The following is a 16613-nucleotide window of genomic DNA, read 5'->3' on the forward strand; positions in this document are numbered from 1 at the left end:
CCTGCGGCGTTCCCGCCCGTGTCCTCACCCGTGGTCCGCCGTCACCCCGCGAGCCGGGCGCGCAGCCACTCCTCCACCTCGCCGACGTGGGACGCCGCCGCCGCGCGGGCCGCCTCCGGGTCATGGGCCGCCAACGCCCGGAAGATCGCGGCGTGTTCGCGGCGGGTACGGGCGAACGCACCCTCTTCCTGGTAGCCGCGCCAGACCCGGGCGCGGAAGGTGCGTGAGGACAGGCCCTCCAGGATCGCGGCCATCGTCCCGTTGCCCGCGGCCGCCGCTATCTCGCGGTGGAAGGCCAGGTCGTGGGCGAGGATCTCCTCCGGGTCGTCGGTGGCGTTCATGGCCGTGAGGTGCTTCTCCACCTCGGCCAGCCGCTCCGGGGTGATCCGCGCCGCCGCCAGCGCGGTCGCCGTCGACTCCAGGACCCGGCGCACCTCCAGCAGCTCGACCAGGCGCGGCCCGCGGGTCAGGTCGGCCACCACCCCGAACGTCTCCAGCAGGTCGCCGGCCTCCAACTGCGTGACGTAGATGCCCGATCCGTGCCGGGCCTCCAGCACACCGAGCACGGTGAGCGCGCGTATCGCCTCGCGCACGGAGCTGCGGGAGATGCCCAGCCCGGCGGCGAGGTCCCGCTCGGTCGGCAGCCGCTGGCCCGGCTCCAGCCGGCCCTCGGCGATCATCGCCTTGATCCGCTCGATGGCCCGCTGCGTCACGGTGCCCTTCTGGCCGGCACCGGCGGCGCTCTGCGCCGCCTCCGCCGCCTCGCTCTCCTTCGGACCGGCATGCGCGGCACGCGCGGCGCCGTCCGGGCCCGGCTCCGTCCGCTCGGCCGGTCCGGTCGGGGTCTGCTCCACGCCACTCCTCCTGTCGCCGTGCGCCGCAGTCTAACGATCGAGGTGGTCGGACCACTATGGCCGTCCGGCCGGGAAAAGTGGCTCCGGAGGGTGTCCCGGGCATCAAGTGGTCTGATAAGTATGCGGGCAACTGCTCGATCTCGCCCGATGAGGAGCCGACAGATGGCCGGCACACAAGCGCGGAACGGACGGCAAGGCAGGCGGCTGCACGGCAGGCGGTTCCCGGCGGCGGCGGTGCGCGCGGCGGCCGTCGCCGCCTGCGGCGCGCTGGCGCTGACGGCCTGCGGCAGCACCAAGGACGGCGGCGCGGCCGGCGCTGGGAGCGGCGGCAGCGGCAAGGTCGGTGTCGTCCTGCCCCTGCTGACCTCGCCGTTCTGGCAGTCCTACAACGACTACGTGCCCAAGATGGCCGCGTCCCAAGGCGTGGACGCGCTCAAGACGGTCAACTCCAACAGCGACCCCTCGCAGCAGATCACCGACATCAACAACGAGCTGAACCAGGGCGTCGAGGGCCTGGTCGTGGCCCCGCTGGACAGCGCCGCCGTCCAGGCCGGACTCGACCAGGCCGAACGCAAGGGCGTCCCCGTGGTCGCCGTCGACGTGGCACCCGACAAGGGCAAGGTCGCCATGGTCGTGCGCGCCGACAACATCGCGTACGGCGAGAAGGCCTGCCGGTACCTCGGCGCGCACCTCGACTCCGGCAAGGTCGTGCAGATCATGGGCGACCTCGCCTCCGTCAACGGCCGTGAGCGCTCGGAGGCGTTCCGCGCCTGCGTGCGGAAGAACTTCCCGAAGCTGAAGGTGCTGGAGATCCCCGCCAAGTGGGAGTCCGACACCGCCGCCGCCAGACTCGACACCCTGCTGAACGCCAACCCCGACCTCAAGGGCATCTACCTGCAGGCCGGCGGCGTCTACCTGGCGCCCACCCTGCAGACCCTGAAGTCCAAGAACCTGCTGAAGAAGGCCGGGACGGCCGGGCACATCGCCATCGTCTCCAACGACGGCATCCCGCAGGAGTTCGACGCCATCCGCAAGGGCGAGATCGACGCCACCGTCTCCCAGCCGGCCGACGCCTACGCCAAGTACGGCTTGTACTACGTCAAGGCGGCCATGCAGGGGAAGACGTTCGCGCCGGGCCCCACCGACCACGGCTCCACCATCGTGAAGCTGCCCAACGGAGTCCTGGAGGACCAGTTGCCCGCGCCCCTGGTCACCAAGGAGAACGTCGACGACCGGGCGCTGTGGGGCAACACGGTCCGATGAGCGCCCCCGACACCGCCCCGCTGGCCGAGGCGCGGGGCGTCACCAAGCGCTACGGAGCCACCGTCGCCCTCGCCGACGGCCGTCTCACCGTGCACAGCGGCGAGTCCCACGCCCTCGTCGGCCGCAACGGCGCCGGCAAGTCCACCCTCGTCACCCTGCTCACCGGCCTCCAGGCCCCCGACGCGGGCGAGATCCGCTTCGACGGCGCGAGCGCGCCCCCGCTCGGCGACCGTGACGCCTGGCGCCGCAAGGTCGCCTGCGTCTACCAGAAGCCGACCGCCGTCCCCGAACTCACTGTCGCCGAGAACCTGTTCATCAACCGCCAGCCCACCGGACGCGGCGGCCTGATCAGCTGGCGGCGGCTGCGCGAGGAGGCCGCCGCGCTCCTGGACGCCTGGGACGTACGCGTCGACCCCGGCGCCCGCACAGCCGAACTCCGCGTCGAGGACCGGCAGATGGTCGAGATCGCGCGGGCCCTCAGCCTCGGCGCCCGGTTCATCGTCCTGGACGAACCCACCGCCCAGCTCGACAACCGGGAGATAGAGCGGCTGTTCACCCGGATGCGGACCCTCCAGGACTCCGGCGTCACCTTCCTGTTCATCTCCCACCACCTCCAGGAGGTGTACGAGGTCTGCCAGACCGTCACCGTGCTGCGCGACGCCCGCTGGATCATCACCGCCCCCGTCGCGGACCTGCCCCGCTCCGCCCTGGTGGAGGCCATGGCGGGGGAGTCGGTCACCGGCGGCGCCCTGAGCCGTGAGCCGGTCGCCGCCCACGCCCCCGTGGTGCTCGCCGCGCACGGCCTCACCTCCGGCGCGTACCGCGACATCGACCTGAGCGTGCGCGGCGGCGAGGTCGTCGGACTCGCCGGCACCAGCGGCAGCGGCAAGATCGAACTGGCCGAGTCCTTCGCCGGACTGCACACCCCCACCGGCGGCAGCGCCGAACTCGACGGCCGCGCCCTGCCGTTCGGCGACGTACGGGCCGCGCTGACGGCGGGCGTCGGCTGCGTCCCGCGCGACCGCCACGACCAGGGCCTGGTGGCCCAGATGACCGTCGGCGACAACACCACCCTCAGCGTCCTGGACCGGCTCGGCCGGTTCGGCTTCGTCGGCACCGGCGCCCGCCGCGCCCTCGCCGGTGACCTCGTCACCCGCCTCGGCATCCGCACCGAGGGCCCCGAGCAGCCGGTGTCCGACCTGTCGGGCGGCAACGCGCAGAAGGTCGTCATGGCCCGCGCCCTCGCCCGTGACCCGCGGCTGCTCGTCCTCATCAACCCCACCGCTGGCGTCGACGTGAAGTCCAAGGAATCCCTGCTGGCCCGCGTGGACAGCGCCCGCGAGGACGGCACCGCCGTGCTCGTCGTCTCCGACGAACTCGACGACCTGCGGCGCTGCGACCGCGTCCTCGTCCTCTTCCACGGCCGGATCACCGCCGAGCACCCGGCGGGCTGGCGCGACCACGAGTTGATCGCCTCCATCGAAGGAGTGGACCATGGCTGACACCGAGACGGCCGCGCCGCTCGCCCCACCGCACCCGGCCGGCGCGGGCCCGGCCAGGGCCGTCCTGCTGCGCCGCGCCCGCGAACTCGCCCTCGTCCCGGCCCTGTTGCTGCTCATGGTGCTCGGCGCGGTCGTCAACGACTCGTTCCTCACCGAACGCAACCTGATCTCCGTCCTCGGCTCGTCCGCCGCCCTCGCCATGGTGGTGCTCGCCGAGTCGCTGGTGCTGATCACCGGCAAGTTCGACCTGTCCCTGGAATCGGTCGTGGGCATCGCACCCGCCGTCGGCGCCCTGCTCGTCCTGCCCGCCGCCCAGTCCGGCTGGGGCACCGAACTGGCCGCCCCGCTCGCCCTGCCGGCGATCCTGGTCGCCGGAGCGGTGGTCGGCGCCTTCAACGGCATCCTGGTCGTCACCCTCAAGCTCAACGCGTTCATCGTGACCCTGGCCATGCTCATCGTGCTGCGCGGAGTGCTGGTCGGCGCCACCAAGGGCAAGACGCTGTTCGGCATGCCCGACAGCTTCTCCTCGCTGGCCACCACCACCTTCCTCACCGTCCCCCTGTCGGTGTGGCTGGCCGCCGTCGCCTTCGCCGTCACCGGCCTGGTCCTGCGCCACCACCGCGTGGGCCGCGCCCTGTACGCCATCGGCGGCAACGCCGACGCCGCGCGCGCGGCCGGGATCCGCGTCGAGCGCGTGATGCTCGGCGTGTTCGTCGTCGCCGGTGTCCTCGCCTCCGTCGGCGGCATCATGCAGACCGGCTACGTCGGCGCGATCAGCGCCAACCAGGGCCAGAACATGATCTTCACGGTGTTCGCGGCGGCGGTCATCGGCGGCATCAGCCTCGACGGCGGCCGGGGCACCATGTTCGGCGCGCTCACCGGCGTCCTGCTGCTCGGCGTGGTGCAGAACCTGCTCACCCTCGCCCAGGTGCCGTCGTTCTGGATCCAAGCCATCTACGGCGGGATCATCCTGGTCGCCCTCATGATCGCCCGCGTGACGACGGGCCGCGCCCAGGACTGACCGCACGGCCCCCGCCACCGACGAAAGGCCACCCGTGTCCCCGACGCCCGCCCGTGTCACCGCGGTCGACACCCACGACATCCGCTTCCCCACCTCGCGCGAGCTGGACGGCTCCGACGCGATGAACCCGGGCCCCGACTACTCGGCCGCCTACGTCGTCCTGCGCACCGACGCGGCGAACGGCACAGATGGCACAGACGGCACGGACGGGGCCGAGGGCCATGGCTTCACCTTCACCATCGGGCGGGGCAACGACGTCCAGGTCGCCGCCGTCCACGCGCTGCGCCACCACGTGGTCGGACGGTCTCTCGACGAACTGTGCGCCGACCCCGGCTCGCTCTTCCGCGACCTCGTCGGCGACAGCCAACTGCGCTGGCTGGGGCCCGAGAAGGGCGTGATGCACATGGCGATCGGCGCGGTCGTCAACGCCGTGTGGGACCTCGCCGCCAAACGCGCGGGAAAGCCGCTGTGGCGGCTGCTCGCCGAGGCCGACCCGGCCTGGCTGGTGCGGCAGGTCGACTTCCGCTACCTCACCGACGCCCTCACCCCCGACGAGGCCCTCGGCCTGCTGCGCCGCGGCCGGGAGGGCGCCGGTGAGCGCACCGCCCGCCTCCTGGCGCAGGGCTACCCCGCCTACACCACGACCCCCGGCTGGCTCGGCTACGACGACGCCAAGCTGACCCGCCTCGCCGCCCAGGCCGTCGCCGACGGCTTCACCCAGATCAAGCTGAAGGTCGGCGCCGACCTCGCCGACGACGTACGCCGCTGCCGGGTGGCCCGCGCCGTCGTGGGACCCGGTGTGCGCATCGCGGTCGACGCCAACCAGCGCTGGGACGTGGCCGAGGCCATCCGCTGGACCCGGGCGCTCGCCCCCTACGACCCGTACTGGATCGAGGAGCCCACCAGTCCCGACGACGTCCTCGGCCACGCGGCCATCCGCGAGGCGGTGGCCCCGGTGAAGGTGGCCACCGGCGAACACGTGCACAACCGCGTCGTCTTCAAGCAGATGCTCCAGGCCGGTGCCCTGGACGTGCTCCAGATCGACGCGGCCCGCGTCGGCGGCGTCAACGAGAACCTCGCCATCCTGCTGCTCGCCGCCAAGTACGGCGTGCCGGTCTGCCCGCACGCCGGGGGCGTGGGCCTGTGCGAACTGGTGCAGCACCTCTCGATGTTCGACTACGTCGCCCTGACCGGCACCACCGAGGACCGCGTCATCGAGTACGTCGACCACCTCCACGACCACTTCCTGGACCCCGTGGTGATCCGCGACGGCCGCTACACGGCCCCCAGCGCGCCCGGCTTCTCCGCCGCCATGCGGCCGGAGTCCATCGCGCGCTACACCTTCCCCGGCGGCACCTTCTGGGCCGCCGACCTGGCACAGCAGACACAGCAGAAGGGGCACGCGGCATGAACGACTTCGACGGACTGAGGGCCCTGGTGACGGGTGGCGCCTCCGGCATCGGCCGGGCCACCGCCGACCTCCTGGCCGGGCGGGGCGCCCATGTCGCGGTGCTGGACCTGGACCCCTCGGCCGTGGACAAGCCCCTGTACGCCTTCCGTGCCGACGTGACCGACGACGTCCTGGTGCGCACCGCCGTCGAGGCGGCCGCCGACACCCTCGGCGGAGTCGACATCCTCGTCAACAACGCGGGCATCGGCGCCCAGGGCACCGTCGAGGACAACGACGACGCCGAGTGGCACCGCGTCCTGGACGTCAACGTCCTCGGCATCGTCCGCACCACCCGCGCCGCCCTGCCGCACCTGCGCGCCTCCGACCACGCGGCCGTCGTCAACACCTGTTCGATAGCGGCCACCGCCGGCCTCCCGCAGCGCGCCCTCTACAGCGCCAGCAAGGGCGCCGTCCTCTCCCTCACCCTCGCCATGGCCGCCGACCACATCCGCGAGGGCATCCGCGTCAACTGCGTCAACCCGGGCACCGTGGACACCCCCTGGGTCGGCCGGCTGCTGGACTCCGCCCCCGACCCGGCCGCCGAACGCGCCGCCCTCCAGGCCCGCCAGCCCACCGGCCGCCTGGTCACCGCCGCCGAGGTCGCCGCCGCCATCGCCTATCTGGCGGGCCCGCACTCCGGCGCCACCACCGGCACCGCGCTCGCGGTCGACGGCGGCATGCAGGGCCTGCGGCTGCGTCCGGCGGCCCGGTGACGGCCCTGGGCGCGACCGGCGTCGAGATCGGCCCCCTCGGCTTCGGCACCGCCGCCCTCGGCAACCTGTACACCGAGGTCGGCGAGGACCAGGCGCACGAGGCGGTCACCGCCGCCTGGGACGCGGGCATCCGCTACTTCGACACCGCGCCCCACTACGGGCTCGGCCTGGCCGAACGCCGGCTGGGCGCCGCCCTGCGCACCCGCCCCAGGACGGAGTACACCCTGTCCACCAAGGTGGGCCGCCGCCTGGAGCCCGCCGACCGCACCGGCGACGGCACCGGCGACGGCACCGGCGACGATCTCGCCGCCGGATTCGCGGTGCCCGCCACCCACCGCCGCGTCTGGGACTTCACCGCCGACGGCATCCGGCGCACCCTGGAGTCCAGCCTGGACCGCCTCGGCCTCGACCGCGTCGACATCGCCTATCTCCACGACCCCGACGACCACGCCGAAGCGGCCTTCCGCGAGGGCTACCCGGCCCTGGAGCGACTGCGCGCCGAGGGCCTGGTCGGCGCGATCGGCGCCGGGATGAACCAGAGCGCGCTGCTGACCCGCTTCGTCCACGACACCGATGTCGACGTGGTGCTGTGCGCGGGCCGCCACACCCTCCTCGACCACAGCGCCCTGACCGACCTGCTGCCCGCCGCCCTGGCCCGCGGGGTCTCCGTGGTCGTCGGCGGTGCCTTCAACTCCGGTCTGCTCGCCGATCCGCGGCCGGGCGCCACGTACGACTACACCCAGGCGCCGCCCGCGCTGCTGGAGCGGGCCCTGCGCCTGCGGGAGACCGCCCGCGCGCACGGCGTCACCCTGCGCGCCGCCGCCCTGTCCCACTGCGCCGCCCACCCGGCCGTGGCCAGTGTGCTGATCGGCGCCCGCTCGGCCGCCGAGGTGCGCGACTGCGCCGAGCAGTACGCCGTCCCCGTCCCCGCGTCCTTCTGGCGGGAACTGCGCGAGAGGGGCCTGCTGCCGAGAGAGGAGCCCGTATGAGAGTCGCCCTGCACACCGAGGTGCGCGCCGACCGTGTCGCCGCCTACGAGGCCGCGCACCGGGAGGTGCCCGCCGCGCTCACCGCCGCCATCCGCGCCGCCGGGGCCACCTCGTGGACCATCTGGCGCAGCGGCACCCACCTGTTCCACCTCCTGGAGTGCGAGGACTACACCCGGCTCCTGGCCGCACTGGAGCGGCTGCCGGTCAACGTGGCCTGGCAGGCCCGCATGGCCGACCTGCTCGACGTCGCGCACGACTACTCCCGCGACGGCGCCGGAGCGGGCCTGCCCGTGGTGTGGGAGCTGCCGTGACCGTCGACGCCCATCACCACGTATGGGACCTGTCCGTCCGCGACCAGGACTGGATCACCGGTCCGGCGCTGCGCCCGCTGCGCCGCGACTTCACCCTCGCCGACCTGGCCCCGGAGGCCCGCGCCGCCGGGATCGAGCGCACCGTCCTCGTCCAGACCGTCACCGTGCCCGAGGAGACCCCGGAGCTGCTGGCCCTGGCCGAGGCGCACGAGCTGATCGCGGGCGTCGTCGGCTGGACGGACCTCACCCGGGCCGACATCGCGGACGAACTGGAGCGGCTGCGCGCCCTGCCCGGCGGCCGGTGCCTCAAGGGCGTCCGCCACCAGGTCCAGGGCGAGGCCGACCCCCGCTGGCTGCTGCGCCCCGAGGTGCGCCGGGGCCTGGCCGCCGTCGCCGACGCGGGCCTGGTGTACGACCTGGTCGTCGTCCCCCGCCAGCTCCCCGCCTGCGCCGAGGCGGCGGCCCGCCACCCCGGCCTCACCTTCGTCCTGGACCACCTGGGCAAACCGCCCGCCGCCACCGGCGGCACCGAGCCCTGGGCGAGCGGCGTCCGGGCGCTCGCCGCCCTGCCCAACACCGTCTGCAAGCTGTCGGGCCTGGTCACGGAGGCCGACCCGGCCACGTGGACCGCGGCGGGACTGCGCCCCTACGCGGACACGGTGCTGGACGCCTTCGGACCGGACCGGCTGATGTTCGGCTCGGACTGGCCGGTGTGCACCCTGGCCGCCTCCTACGCCGAGGTCCTGGCCACCGCGCGGGAGCTGACCGCCGGACTCGGCGCGCACGAGCGCACGGCGGTCTTCACCCGGACGGCCGACCGCGTCTACGGGCTGGCTCAGTCCAGCTCGTAGTCGAAGCGCATCCGGTGGGTGCCGTCGGCGTCGACGGCCAGGCCGCAGGTGCCGCGCAACGGCCTCCGGCCTGCCCGTTCCGGCTGCCCGGCCCACCTGGCACGGCGCCCCCGCCGGAGCCCGCCGCACCCCGTCAGTCATCCCGCGCCGCTCCCGCCAGCCGGGTCGGCGCAAGGAACTCCCGTACGAAAGTCCGGTCCCAGCAGGCCCCGGTGGCGCGCAGCTCCGGCCAGGTCGTGTAGCGGTAGCGGAACAGCCGGGCGCGGACGAAGCGCGGCGGCCGGTCGCGCGGGAACGGCGAGCGGCGCAGCAGCCGCAATGTGTCGCGGTCGTTCTCCAGGAGCCGTTCCACCAGCGCGCCGAACCACGGCCCGGCGTACGCCGGGGACAGCGCGGCGAACCACATCATCCAGTCCAGGCGCAGATGGTACGGGGCGAACTGCCGGGGCCAGTGCCGTACGTCCCCGGGCTTGCCCCTGAACTCGTACTCCCGCCAGTCGGAGTCCTCGCGCGGCACCTCGTCGAGGGTGCCCTCGATCACCACCTCGTGCCGGATCCGGCCGACGGTGCCGAACGCGCCGTAGGTGTTGACCAGGTGCAGCGGGTCGAACGAGCGGTTCATGACCTGGCGGCGGGAGATCATGTTCAGCACCGGGCGGTGGCTGAGGAGGACCAGCAGCGCGGCCACGGCCAGGACCAGCACCTCGTACCACAGCGGGGGCGCGGCCACGGCGGGCGGCGGGCCGCCCGGCCAGCGGACCGCGGACAGGGCGAGCACGACGGTGATCCAGTTCAGCCAGGCGAAGTTGCCCGAGGCCACCAGCCACAGCTGGGTGAGGATCATCAGCGCCGCGGCGGCCGTGGCGACCGGCTGCGGGGTGAACAGCAGGAATGGCACCACCAGTTGCGTGAGGTGGTTCGCGGCCGTCTCCGCCTTGTGCAGCGGCGCGGGCAGCCGGTGGAAGAACCAGCTCAGCGGGCCCGGCATCGGCTGGGTCTCGTGGTGGTAGTACAGGCAGGTCAGGTTCCGCCAGCACGGGTCGCCGCGCAGCTTGATCAGCCCCGCGCCGAACTCCACCCGGAAGAGGATCCAGCGCAGCAGGAACAGCACGACGACCGGCGGAGCCACCTCGTCGTTGCCCAGGAACACCGCGAGGAACCCGGTCTCCAGCAGCAGCGACTCCCAGCCGAAGCCGTACCAGGTCTGCCCGACGTTCACGATCGACAGGTACAGCGCCCACGGCACCAGCCACAGCAGCAGCGCGCCCCACAGCGGAAGCCACGCGTCCGCCCCCGCCAGCAGCGCCGCCGACACCGCGCACCCGCCCCAGGCGACCGCCGCGAAGAGCCCGTCCGAGTAGCGCAGGTGGAACAGGCTCGGCGCCCGCCGGAACGGCACCCGCGCCACGAACCGGGGGATCGGCAGCATCCCGCGCTCGCCCAGCAGCGCCCGGAACTGGAGGGCCGCCGTCAGGAACGCCACGAGGTAGACGGCGGCCAGCGCCCGCTGGAACACCAGCCGGCCGAGCCAGTAGTCGGGTGCGGTGAACCATCCCACGGTCGTGCACGCTCCTTCCCTGCCGGTGCCCCGGCCCCCGCCGCGGACCGGGTTCCCCCCGCTGTCCGCTCGAAGAACTCGAAGAACTCGAAGAATCGGCCAATTCCTGGCAAGGTGGGCCCATGGCTGAACGGGGAGCGCACGCCCTGGCACTCCCGGACGACTGGCCCGCGCACCCGGATCCGATCCTGGCACTCAACCGCATGGGCAGCTTCGACTGGGATCTGGACACCGGTCTGCTCAGCATGGACGCGCAGACGCACAGGATCTTCGACCTCACCCCCGAGGAGTACGACGGCCGCCCCGAGAGCCTGGGCCGCCGGGTCCCCGCCGCCGAGGGCCGCCGCCTGGACGCCATGGTGAGCCGCGCCCTGCGGGAGGGCCGCGAGAACTACGGCACCTACATGCGGCTGCGCCGCCGCGACGGCACGCTGCGCTGGATCCACACCCAGGGCTACATCCGCCGGGACGCGGCCGGGCGCCCGCACCGGATCATCGGGATCATCCGCGACGCCACCGAGGAACTGGACGACATCGCCGGCCGCCAGGAGCGGGTGACTCGGGCCGCCGCCCGGCGCGAGCAGACCAACGTCGTCCAGGCCACCACGGCGGCCCTCGCCCACGCGCACTCCGTCCAGGACGTCATCGACGTCGTCAAGGACAGCCACGGACTGGCCCTGCTCGGCTCCACCAGCCTGGTCCTCGGCCTGGTCGAGGCCGGCCGCCTCCGGCTGGTCGCCGAGGGCCCCGAGGGCAGCTCCGTGCCCGGCACCCGCGTCACCCGGATCGACGAGCCCTACCCGATGAGCGAGGCCGTGCGGACCCTCAGCCCGTGCTTCATCGAGTCCCCGGAGGACTTCGCCGAGCGCTACCCCATCCTGTGGCCGCACATCACCGGACTGCGCATCACCTCGGCCGCCTACCTCCCGCTGATCGCCCAGGGCCGCCCCATCGGCGGCATGGGCCTGCTCTACAGCGGCCGGCACGGCTTCACCCAGGAGGAGCGCAACCTGCTGGTCGCCCTGGGCAGCAGCATCGCGCAGAGCCTCCAGCGCGCCATGCTCTACGAGCAGGAGAAGGACCTCGCCCAGGGCCTCCAGCAGGCCATGCTGCCGCGCACCATCCCCAGCGTCCCCGGCGCCGACGTCGCCGTGCGCTACCGCTCCGGCTACGCGGGCGGCTCCCTGGGCCGCGACATCGGCGGCGACTGGTACGACCTGATCCCGCTGCCCGGCGGCCGGGTCGGCGCGGTCATCGGCGACGTCCAGGGCCACGACACGCACGCCGCCGCCGTCATGGGCCAGCTCCGCATCGTGCTGCGCGCCTACGCCGCCGAGGGCCACACCCCGGCCACCGTGATGGCCCGCGCCTCCGTCTTCCTGCACGAACTGGACACCGACCGCTTCGCGACCTGCCTGTACGCGGAGGCCGACCTGTCCACCGGCGTGGTCCAGGTGGTCCGCGCCGGGCACATCGACCCGCTGGTGCGGCACGTCGACGGCAGCTGCCGCCGGGTCGAGGTCGACGGCGGCCTGCCGCTCGGCCTGTCCGCCGAGTTCGGCAGCCTGGAGTACCCGGTGTGCGCCATGGAGCTCGACCCCGGGCAGTCCCTGGTGCTGTGCACCGACGGCCTCGTCGAGCAGCCCGGCGCCGACCTCGACGACGGCATGCGCGCCCTGGTCGACATGATCGGCGCGGGCCCCGAGGACGTACGCGACCTCGCCGACCAGCTGATCGCCATGGCGGAGGAGCGCGGCGGGGACGACGACGTGGCCCTGCTGGTGCTGCGCCGCCGCGCGCTCGCCGAACGCCGGCCCGAGGGCCGTCTCCAGCACCATGTCGCACCGGGCGACCCCGAGGCGCTGACCCGGGCCCGCCACATGATCCGCGCCACCGTGCGCTCCTGGGGCGCCCGCGAGCGCTCCGACGAGATCGAACTCGTGGCCGACGAACTCATCACCAACGCCCTGATGCACACCGAGGGCGCCGCCGTGGTGACCCTGCGGGTGCTCAGCGGCACCGACCGGCGGCTGCGAGTGGAGGTCGAGGACTCCTCCAGTGCCCTGCCGCGCCGCCGCGAACCGGGGGAGCAGGGCGTCTCCGGGCGCGGGCTGCTCCTCGTCGACCGGCTCACCGACGTGTGGGGCGTGGAGGCGCGCGGCGGCGGCAAGTGTCTGTGGAGCGAGTTCGTCATAGACGAGCCGGAGTGAGCGTCCGGGGGACCGGTCCGGGCTGCGGTCCGTGCCGCGTGGCGGTGTCAGTGGGCGGTGGCACTCTGGAACCATGCCGGAACTGCCCGAGGTGGAAGCGCTCAGGGACTTCCTGACCGAAAATCTGGTCGGTCACGAAGTGGTCCGGGTGCTGCCCGTCGCCATCAGCGTCCTGAAGACCTACGACCCGCCGGTCACCGCTCTGGAGGGCCGCGAGGTCACCTCCGTCGGCCGGTACGGCAAGTTCCTCGACCTGGCGACCGACGGCGGCCCGCACCTGGTCACCCATCTGGCGCGGGCCGGGTGGCTCCAGTGGCGGGACCGCCTCCCGGACGGCCCGCCCCGGCCCGGCAAGGGCCCCCTCGCCCTGCGGGTCGCCCTGGAGACCGGCGCGGGCTTCGACCTCACCGAGGCCGGCACCCAGAAGCGGCTCGCGGTGTACGTCGTGCCGGACCCGCAGGAGGTGCCCGGAGTCGCCCGCCTCGGTCCGGACCCGCTGGCCGACGACTTCGACGAGGAGCGCTTCGCCGGGCTGCTCGCGGAGGAGCGGCGGCAGCTCAAGGGCGCCCTGCGCGACCAGAGCCTGATCGCGGGCGTGGGCAACGCCTACAGCGACGAGATCCTGCACGCGGCCCGGATGTCCCCGTTCAAGCTGGCCGCCTCCCTGACCCCGCAGGAGACCGGGCGGCTGTACGAGGCGCTGCGCACCACCCTGACCGAGGCCGTCGAGCGCTCCAGGGGCATCGCGGCCGGCTGGCTGAAGGCGGAGAAGAAGAGCGGCCTGCGGGTGCACGGCCGCACCGGCGAGCCCTGCCCGGTGTGCGGCGACACCATCCGCGAGGTCTCCTTCAGCGACTCCTCGCTCCAGTACTGCCCGACCTGCCAGACGGGCGGCAAGCCGCTCGCGGACCGCAGACTCTCCCGGCTGCTCAAGTAGCCCGGCCCGCCCGGCGGCCCGGCCGCGCCGGGGCGTGCCGGGGCGTGCCGGGGCGTGCCGAGCGTCGGCGGGCGCCGCCCGTCCGCCGTGCGCACCCGGACCGGGCACCCCGCGCTTGGTGCGGCGAGGCGCCGCCGTCCGGAGCGCCGTGCCGCGGAGCCGGACCCGGTCAGAACATCAGAACAGATGGATGGCCAGATGCCCCAGGGGCAGCCCGAGCTGCCAGGCGGGCGTCCACACCTTGGGGCCCTCGTCCTCGCCCACCGCGCCCGCGCCGTCCGGCACCGCGTCCAGATCGGGCGCGAGCAGTTCGGTCTCCTCCAGCCAGCGCCAGGCGGCCTCGGCCAGCGCGAGGTCGGGGGAGGGGACGCCCCGGGCGTACGCGTCGGCGGCGAGGCAGGCCACCCGCTCGCGCACCCAGTCCTGCCACGGCTGGTCGTACGCGGTGAGCGACAGCCAGGTCTCCAGCTGCGAGACCACCCGGATGCCGGACAGCTCGCCGCCGGTGTCGGACAGGAAGACGGTCAGCGCCAGCGCGTCCCGTCCGGCGCGGAACTCCACCGACGCCGGGGGCATCAGGTCGCCCGTGCGCAGCAGTTCGTCGGCGATGTACTCGGCGTAGAACCAGGCCATGGGGACGTCCGGATCACCGCCGTGGCCGCCCTCCGTGTTCTCGTGCCCTCTGTGCTGCATCCCTTCCCGCCTTCCTCCGGTGCGTGCGCGTCGCCCGAGCCCCGGCTCCCGGGACCATGCCCCCACGGAACACGGATGAGAACAGCCGATTACCCAACAGGGGTCCACAGCAAGGCGCTTTACGGAGGCTTGACCCATGAGTCCGTTTCACCGCAGGTCGGCCGCGTAACCGGGAAGCACCCTGCGCAGGGCGCGCAGCGCGTAGTACGCACGGGACTTCACGGTACCGGGCGGAATGCCCAGGGTTTCGGCGGCCTCCGCCACACTGGCCCCGCGGAAGTACACGAGCACCAGGACGTCACGGTGCTGCGGAGTGAGTGTCTTCACAGCGCGCCGCACATCGAGGGTGGCGGCGGACCGTTCGGCGTGGTCGGCCATCACCCGCGCGTTCTCCAGGACGGCGTCGCCGACCTCGGGCGGCCGGGCCTGCCGGGCCCGGCGCGCGTCGATGGCCAGCCGCCGCGCGACGGTCAGCAGCCAGGGCCGTACGGAGTCGAAGGTCTCGGCGCGCAGCGCCTCGGGGTGCTGCCAGGCCCGCACCAGCGTCTCCTGGAGCAGGTCCTCGGCGCGCTGCCGGTCGCCGTCGCACAGCCGCAGCAGCAGCGCGAACAGCGGCCGTGCGTGCTCGCGCTGGAGCACGGCGAGTTCGTGTTCGGCGGTCGTCGTCCCGGCGCCCGCCGTCCGGGCGGCCGTGACGTCGGCGGGCGCCCCGGTGGTCGGCGGCGCGGGCGGGAGGGTGGTTCCGGCCATCATGGCCGTATGGCACCGCAGGGTGCCGTCCGGGGACAGGGTGCGCGCGGCGCTGTGCGGCGGACGGTCGATCGCGTCGTTGAACGGTGCGACGAACGGTCCGTCAGATGCCGGTGACGGTACGGAACGCCGGGCGCCCGGGGTCCGGCGGCTGCCGGACAGGGGCCGGTGCGCACCGGACGGACCAATCAGGGCACCGCCGCTGTTTGCGGCGACGGCCCGCTTCGTACCCATCTGACTAACGCTTGTCCGCCGATATGACCGAATGATCGAACGCCCGCTCTGAAGGGAACCGATGTTCGCACGCCGACACCAGGTGGCCCTGGCCGTGACGGCCGTCCTCACCGCGGCGGCGGCCTGCCAGGCCGGCCACCACGAGCAGCGGCCCGCGGCGGCCGCACCCCCGGCGTCCGCGGCCGGCACCCGCCCGGCCGCCACCGCGTTCACCCTGCTGGCCTCCGGCGCCGTCCGGCCGGACGCCTCGGTCGTCGAGCGGGCCGCCTTCGACGCGGGCGGCGCCGGCCACGACTTCCGGCCCCTGCTGGAGGGCGTCGCCCCGGCCGTCTCCGGCGCGGACGTGGCCCTGTGCCACCTGGACGCCGTACAGGCCCCCGAGGAGGCGCCCGCCGCCGCGTCCCCCGGCATGTTCCCGCCGGAACTGGCCCCAGCGCTCGCCGCCACCGGCTACGACGGCTGCGCCACCGCCTCCGCGCACACCCTGGACGACGGCGCCGACGGGGTCCGCCGCACCCTGGACGCCCTGGACCGCGCCGGGATCCGGCACGCCGGATCGGCCCGCACCGAGGACGAGGCGCGCGGCGCCCTCCTGCGCGCCGGTTCCGCGCTGGTCGCCCATCTGGCCTACAGCCGGGGCCCGGACCGGCCGTCGCCCGCCGGACAGCCCTGGTCGCTGCGCCTGCTCGACACCGACCGGATCCTCGCCGACGCGCGGGCCGCCCGGCAGGCGGGCGCCGACGTCGTCGTGGTGTCCCTGGACTGGGGCGACCCGCACCAGGACGGCCCGGACGCGGAGCAGACGGAACTGGCGCGCCGGCTCACCGCCGCACGCACCGGCGCCCGCCCCGCCGTCGACCTGATCCTCGGGACCGGCGCCCGGACGCCCCAGCCCTACGAGAAGGTGGGCGGCACCTGGGTGGTCTACGGCACCGGCGACAAGATCGCGGGCCCGCAGCCCGGCACCGCCGCCCCGCTCGACCCGCGCACCGGCCGGAGCACCCTGGCCCGCTTCACCTTCGCCCCGCCCGCCAGGGCCGGCGGGCGCTGGGAGGTGACCCGGGCCGAGTTCATGCCCGAACTGTTCGACCCCGACGCCGGACGGGTGGTGGACGTCGACGAGGCCATCGGCCGGGGCGCCGACCTCCAGGCCGTACGCGACGGGATCCGGGACGCGGTGCTCGCCCGGGGCGCGGCGAAGGACGGGCTGGTGATGGGCCGCTGACCGCCCGGCGGCGGGGGACAGGCCCGGCGGCGGGGGACCGGCCCGGCGGCAC

The 16613-nt window shown here is 74.1% G+C and carries 15 protein-coding genes; 11 read left to right on the forward strand and 4 right to left on the reverse strand.

What is annotated here, in order from left to right:
* Nucleotides 1-41: 41 nt before the first annotated feature.
* Nucleotides 42-713 carry a FadR/GntR family transcriptional regulator gene (locus A8713_RS28475; protein WP_064537766.1) on the reverse strand — a complete coding sequence of 224 codons (672 nt, stop codon included), beginning with the start codon at nucleotides 711-713 and terminating at the stop codon, nucleotides 42-44.
* Nucleotides 714-1016: 303 nt separating this feature from the next.
* On the opposite strand from A8713_RS28475, the gene A8713_RS28480 reads away from it, so the two are divergent.
* Genes A8713_RS28480 through A8713_RS28515 form a run of 8 tightly spaced genes read left to right on the forward strand, consistent with a single transcriptional unit; the run spans nucleotide 1017 to nucleotide 8954 of the window.
* Entirely contained in the window at nucleotides 1017-2117 is a 1101-nt protein-coding gene (locus tag A8713_RS28480) for a sugar ABC transporter substrate-binding protein (protein ID WP_064536536.1), read from the forward strand.
* Nucleotides 2114-3619: a sugar ABC transporter ATP-binding protein gene (locus tag A8713_RS28485; protein ID WP_064537767.1), complete on the forward strand. Its 1506-nt coding sequence runs from the start codon at nucleotides 2114-2116 to the stop codon at nucleotides 3617-3619. The genes A8713_RS28480 and A8713_RS28485 overlap by 4 nt, the downstream gene beginning before the upstream one ends.
* The gene (locus tag A8713_RS28490) at nucleotides 3612-4640 is read left to right on the forward strand and encodes an ABC transporter permease (protein ID WP_064536537.1); all 1029 of its coding nucleotides are present in this window, start codon (nucleotides 3612-3614) and stop codon (nucleotides 4638-4640) included. The genes A8713_RS28485 and A8713_RS28490 overlap by 8 nt, the downstream gene beginning before the upstream one ends.
* A 34-nt stretch (nucleotides 4641-4674) precedes the next feature.
* Nucleotides 4675-6051 (forward strand): L-fuconate dehydratase, encoded by a 1377-nt coding sequence (locus A8713_RS28495; RefSeq protein ID WP_064536538.1) that lies wholly within the window; start codon nucleotides 4675-4677, stop codon nucleotides 6049-6051.
* Nucleotides 6048-6803 (forward strand): SDR family NAD(P)-dependent oxidoreductase, encoded by a 756-nt coding sequence (locus A8713_RS28500; RefSeq protein WP_064536539.1) that lies wholly within the window; start codon nucleotides 6048-6050, stop codon nucleotides 6801-6803. The genes A8713_RS28495 and A8713_RS28500 overlap by 4 nt, the downstream gene beginning before the upstream one ends.
* Nucleotides 6800-7792, forward strand: coding sequence for an aldo/keto reductase (locus A8713_RS28505; protein ID WP_064536540.1), 993 nt, complete (start codon nucleotides 6800-6802; stop codon nucleotides 7790-7792). Before A8713_RS28500 ends, A8713_RS28505 begins: the two co-directional genes overlap by 4 nt.
* The gene (locus tag A8713_RS28510) at nucleotides 7789-8103 is read left to right on the forward strand and encodes an L-rhamnose mutarotase (protein ID WP_064536541.1); all 315 of its coding nucleotides are present in this window, start codon (nucleotides 7789-7791) and stop codon (nucleotides 8101-8103) included. Before A8713_RS28505 ends, A8713_RS28510 begins: the two co-directional genes overlap by 4 nt.
* Nucleotides 8100-8954 (forward strand): amidohydrolase family protein, encoded by an 855-nt coding sequence (locus A8713_RS28515; protein WP_064536542.1) that lies wholly within the window; start codon nucleotides 8100-8102, stop codon nucleotides 8952-8954. Before A8713_RS28510 ends, A8713_RS28515 begins: the two co-directional genes overlap by 4 nt.
* Before the next feature lie 133 nt (nucleotides 8955-9087).
* Here the strand turns inward: A8713_RS28515 and A8713_RS28520 are convergent, their stop codons facing one another.
* Nucleotides 9088-10512: a lipase maturation factor family protein gene (locus A8713_RS28520; RefSeq protein ID WP_064536543.1), complete on the reverse strand. Its 1425-nt coding sequence runs from the start codon at nucleotides 10510-10512 to the stop codon at nucleotides 9088-9090.
* Nucleotides 10513-10634: 122 nt separating this feature from the next.
* Here A8713_RS28520 and A8713_RS28525 point away from each other — a divergent pair, with 122 nt between their 5' ends.
* Nucleotides 10635-12722, forward strand: coding sequence for a SpoIIE family protein phosphatase (locus A8713_RS28525; RefSeq protein WP_064536544.1), 2088 nt, complete (start codon nucleotides 10635-10637; stop codon nucleotides 12720-12722).
* Nucleotides 12723-12795: 73 nt separating this feature from the next.
* Entirely contained in the window at nucleotides 12796-13659 is an 864-nt protein-coding gene (locus A8713_RS28530; RefSeq protein ID WP_064536545.1) for an Fpg/Nei family DNA glycosylase, read from the forward strand.
* 177 nt (nucleotides 13660-13836) lie between these two features.
* On the opposite strand, the gene A8713_RS28535 is transcribed toward A8713_RS28530, so the two are convergent.
* A complete protein-coding gene (locus tag A8713_RS28535) occupies nucleotides 13837-14352 on the reverse strand; it encodes a hypothetical protein (RefSeq protein WP_064536546.1) in 516 nt (171 codons plus the stop codon).
* A gap of 147 nt (nucleotides 14353-14499) precedes the next feature.
* Entirely contained in the window at nucleotides 14500-15105 is a 606-nt protein-coding gene (locus A8713_RS28540) for a sigma-70 family RNA polymerase sigma factor (protein ID WP_237305478.1), read from the reverse strand.
* Between the two features lie 292 nt (nucleotides 15106-15397).
* Between A8713_RS28540 and A8713_RS28545 the strand changes: the two genes are divergently transcribed.
* Nucleotides 15398-16561: a CapA family protein gene (locus A8713_RS28545; protein WP_064536547.1), complete on the forward strand. Its 1164-nt coding sequence runs from the start codon at nucleotides 15398-15400 to the stop codon at nucleotides 16559-16561.
* The last annotated feature ends 52 nt before the right edge of the window (nucleotides 16562-16613 follow it).

The organism is Streptomyces sp. SAT1 (assembly GCF_001654495.1).
Classification (GTDB): domain Bacteria; phylum Actinomycetota; class Actinomycetes; order Streptomycetales; family Streptomycetaceae; genus Streptomyces; species Streptomyces andamanensis.

Coding starts and splice junctions, on each gene's coding strand:
- A8713_RS28480 (WP_064536536.1), top strand. CDS start 1,017: ATGGCCGGCACACAAGCGCGGAACGGACGGCAAGGCAGGCGGCTGCAC.
- A8713_RS28485 (WP_064537767.1), top strand. CDS start 2,114: ATGAGCGCCCCCGACACCGCCCCGCTGGCCGAGGCGCGGGGCGTCACC.
- A8713_RS28490 (WP_064536537.1), top strand. CDS start 3,612: ATGGCTGACACCGAGACGGCCGCGCCGCTCGCCCCACCGCACCCGGCC.
- A8713_RS28500 (WP_064536539.1), top strand. CDS start 6,048: ATGAACGACTTCGACGGACTGAGGGCCCTGGTGACGGGTGGCGCCTCC.
- A8713_RS28510 (WP_064536541.1), top strand. CDS start 7,789: ATGAGAGTCGCCCTGCACACCGAGGTGCGCGCCGACCGTGTCGCCGCC.
- A8713_RS28525 (WP_064536544.1), top strand. CDS start 10,635: ATGGCTGAACGGGGAGCGCACGCCCTGGCACTCCCGGACGACTGGCCC.
- A8713_RS28530 (WP_064536545.1), top strand. CDS start 12,796: ATGCCGGAACTGCCCGAGGTGGAAGCGCTCAGGGACTTCCTGACCGAA.
- A8713_RS28535 (WP_064536546.1), bottom strand. CDS start 14,352: ATGCAGCACAGAGGGCACGAGAACACGGAGGGCGGCCACGGCGGTGAT.
- A8713_RS28540 (WP_237305478.1), bottom strand. CDS start 15,105: ATGATGGCCGGAACCACCCTCCCGCCCGCGCCGCCGACCACCGGGGCG.
- A8713_RS28545 (WP_064536547.1), top strand. CDS start 15,398: ATGTTCGCACGCCGACACCAGGTGGCCCTGGCCGTGACGGCCGTCCTC.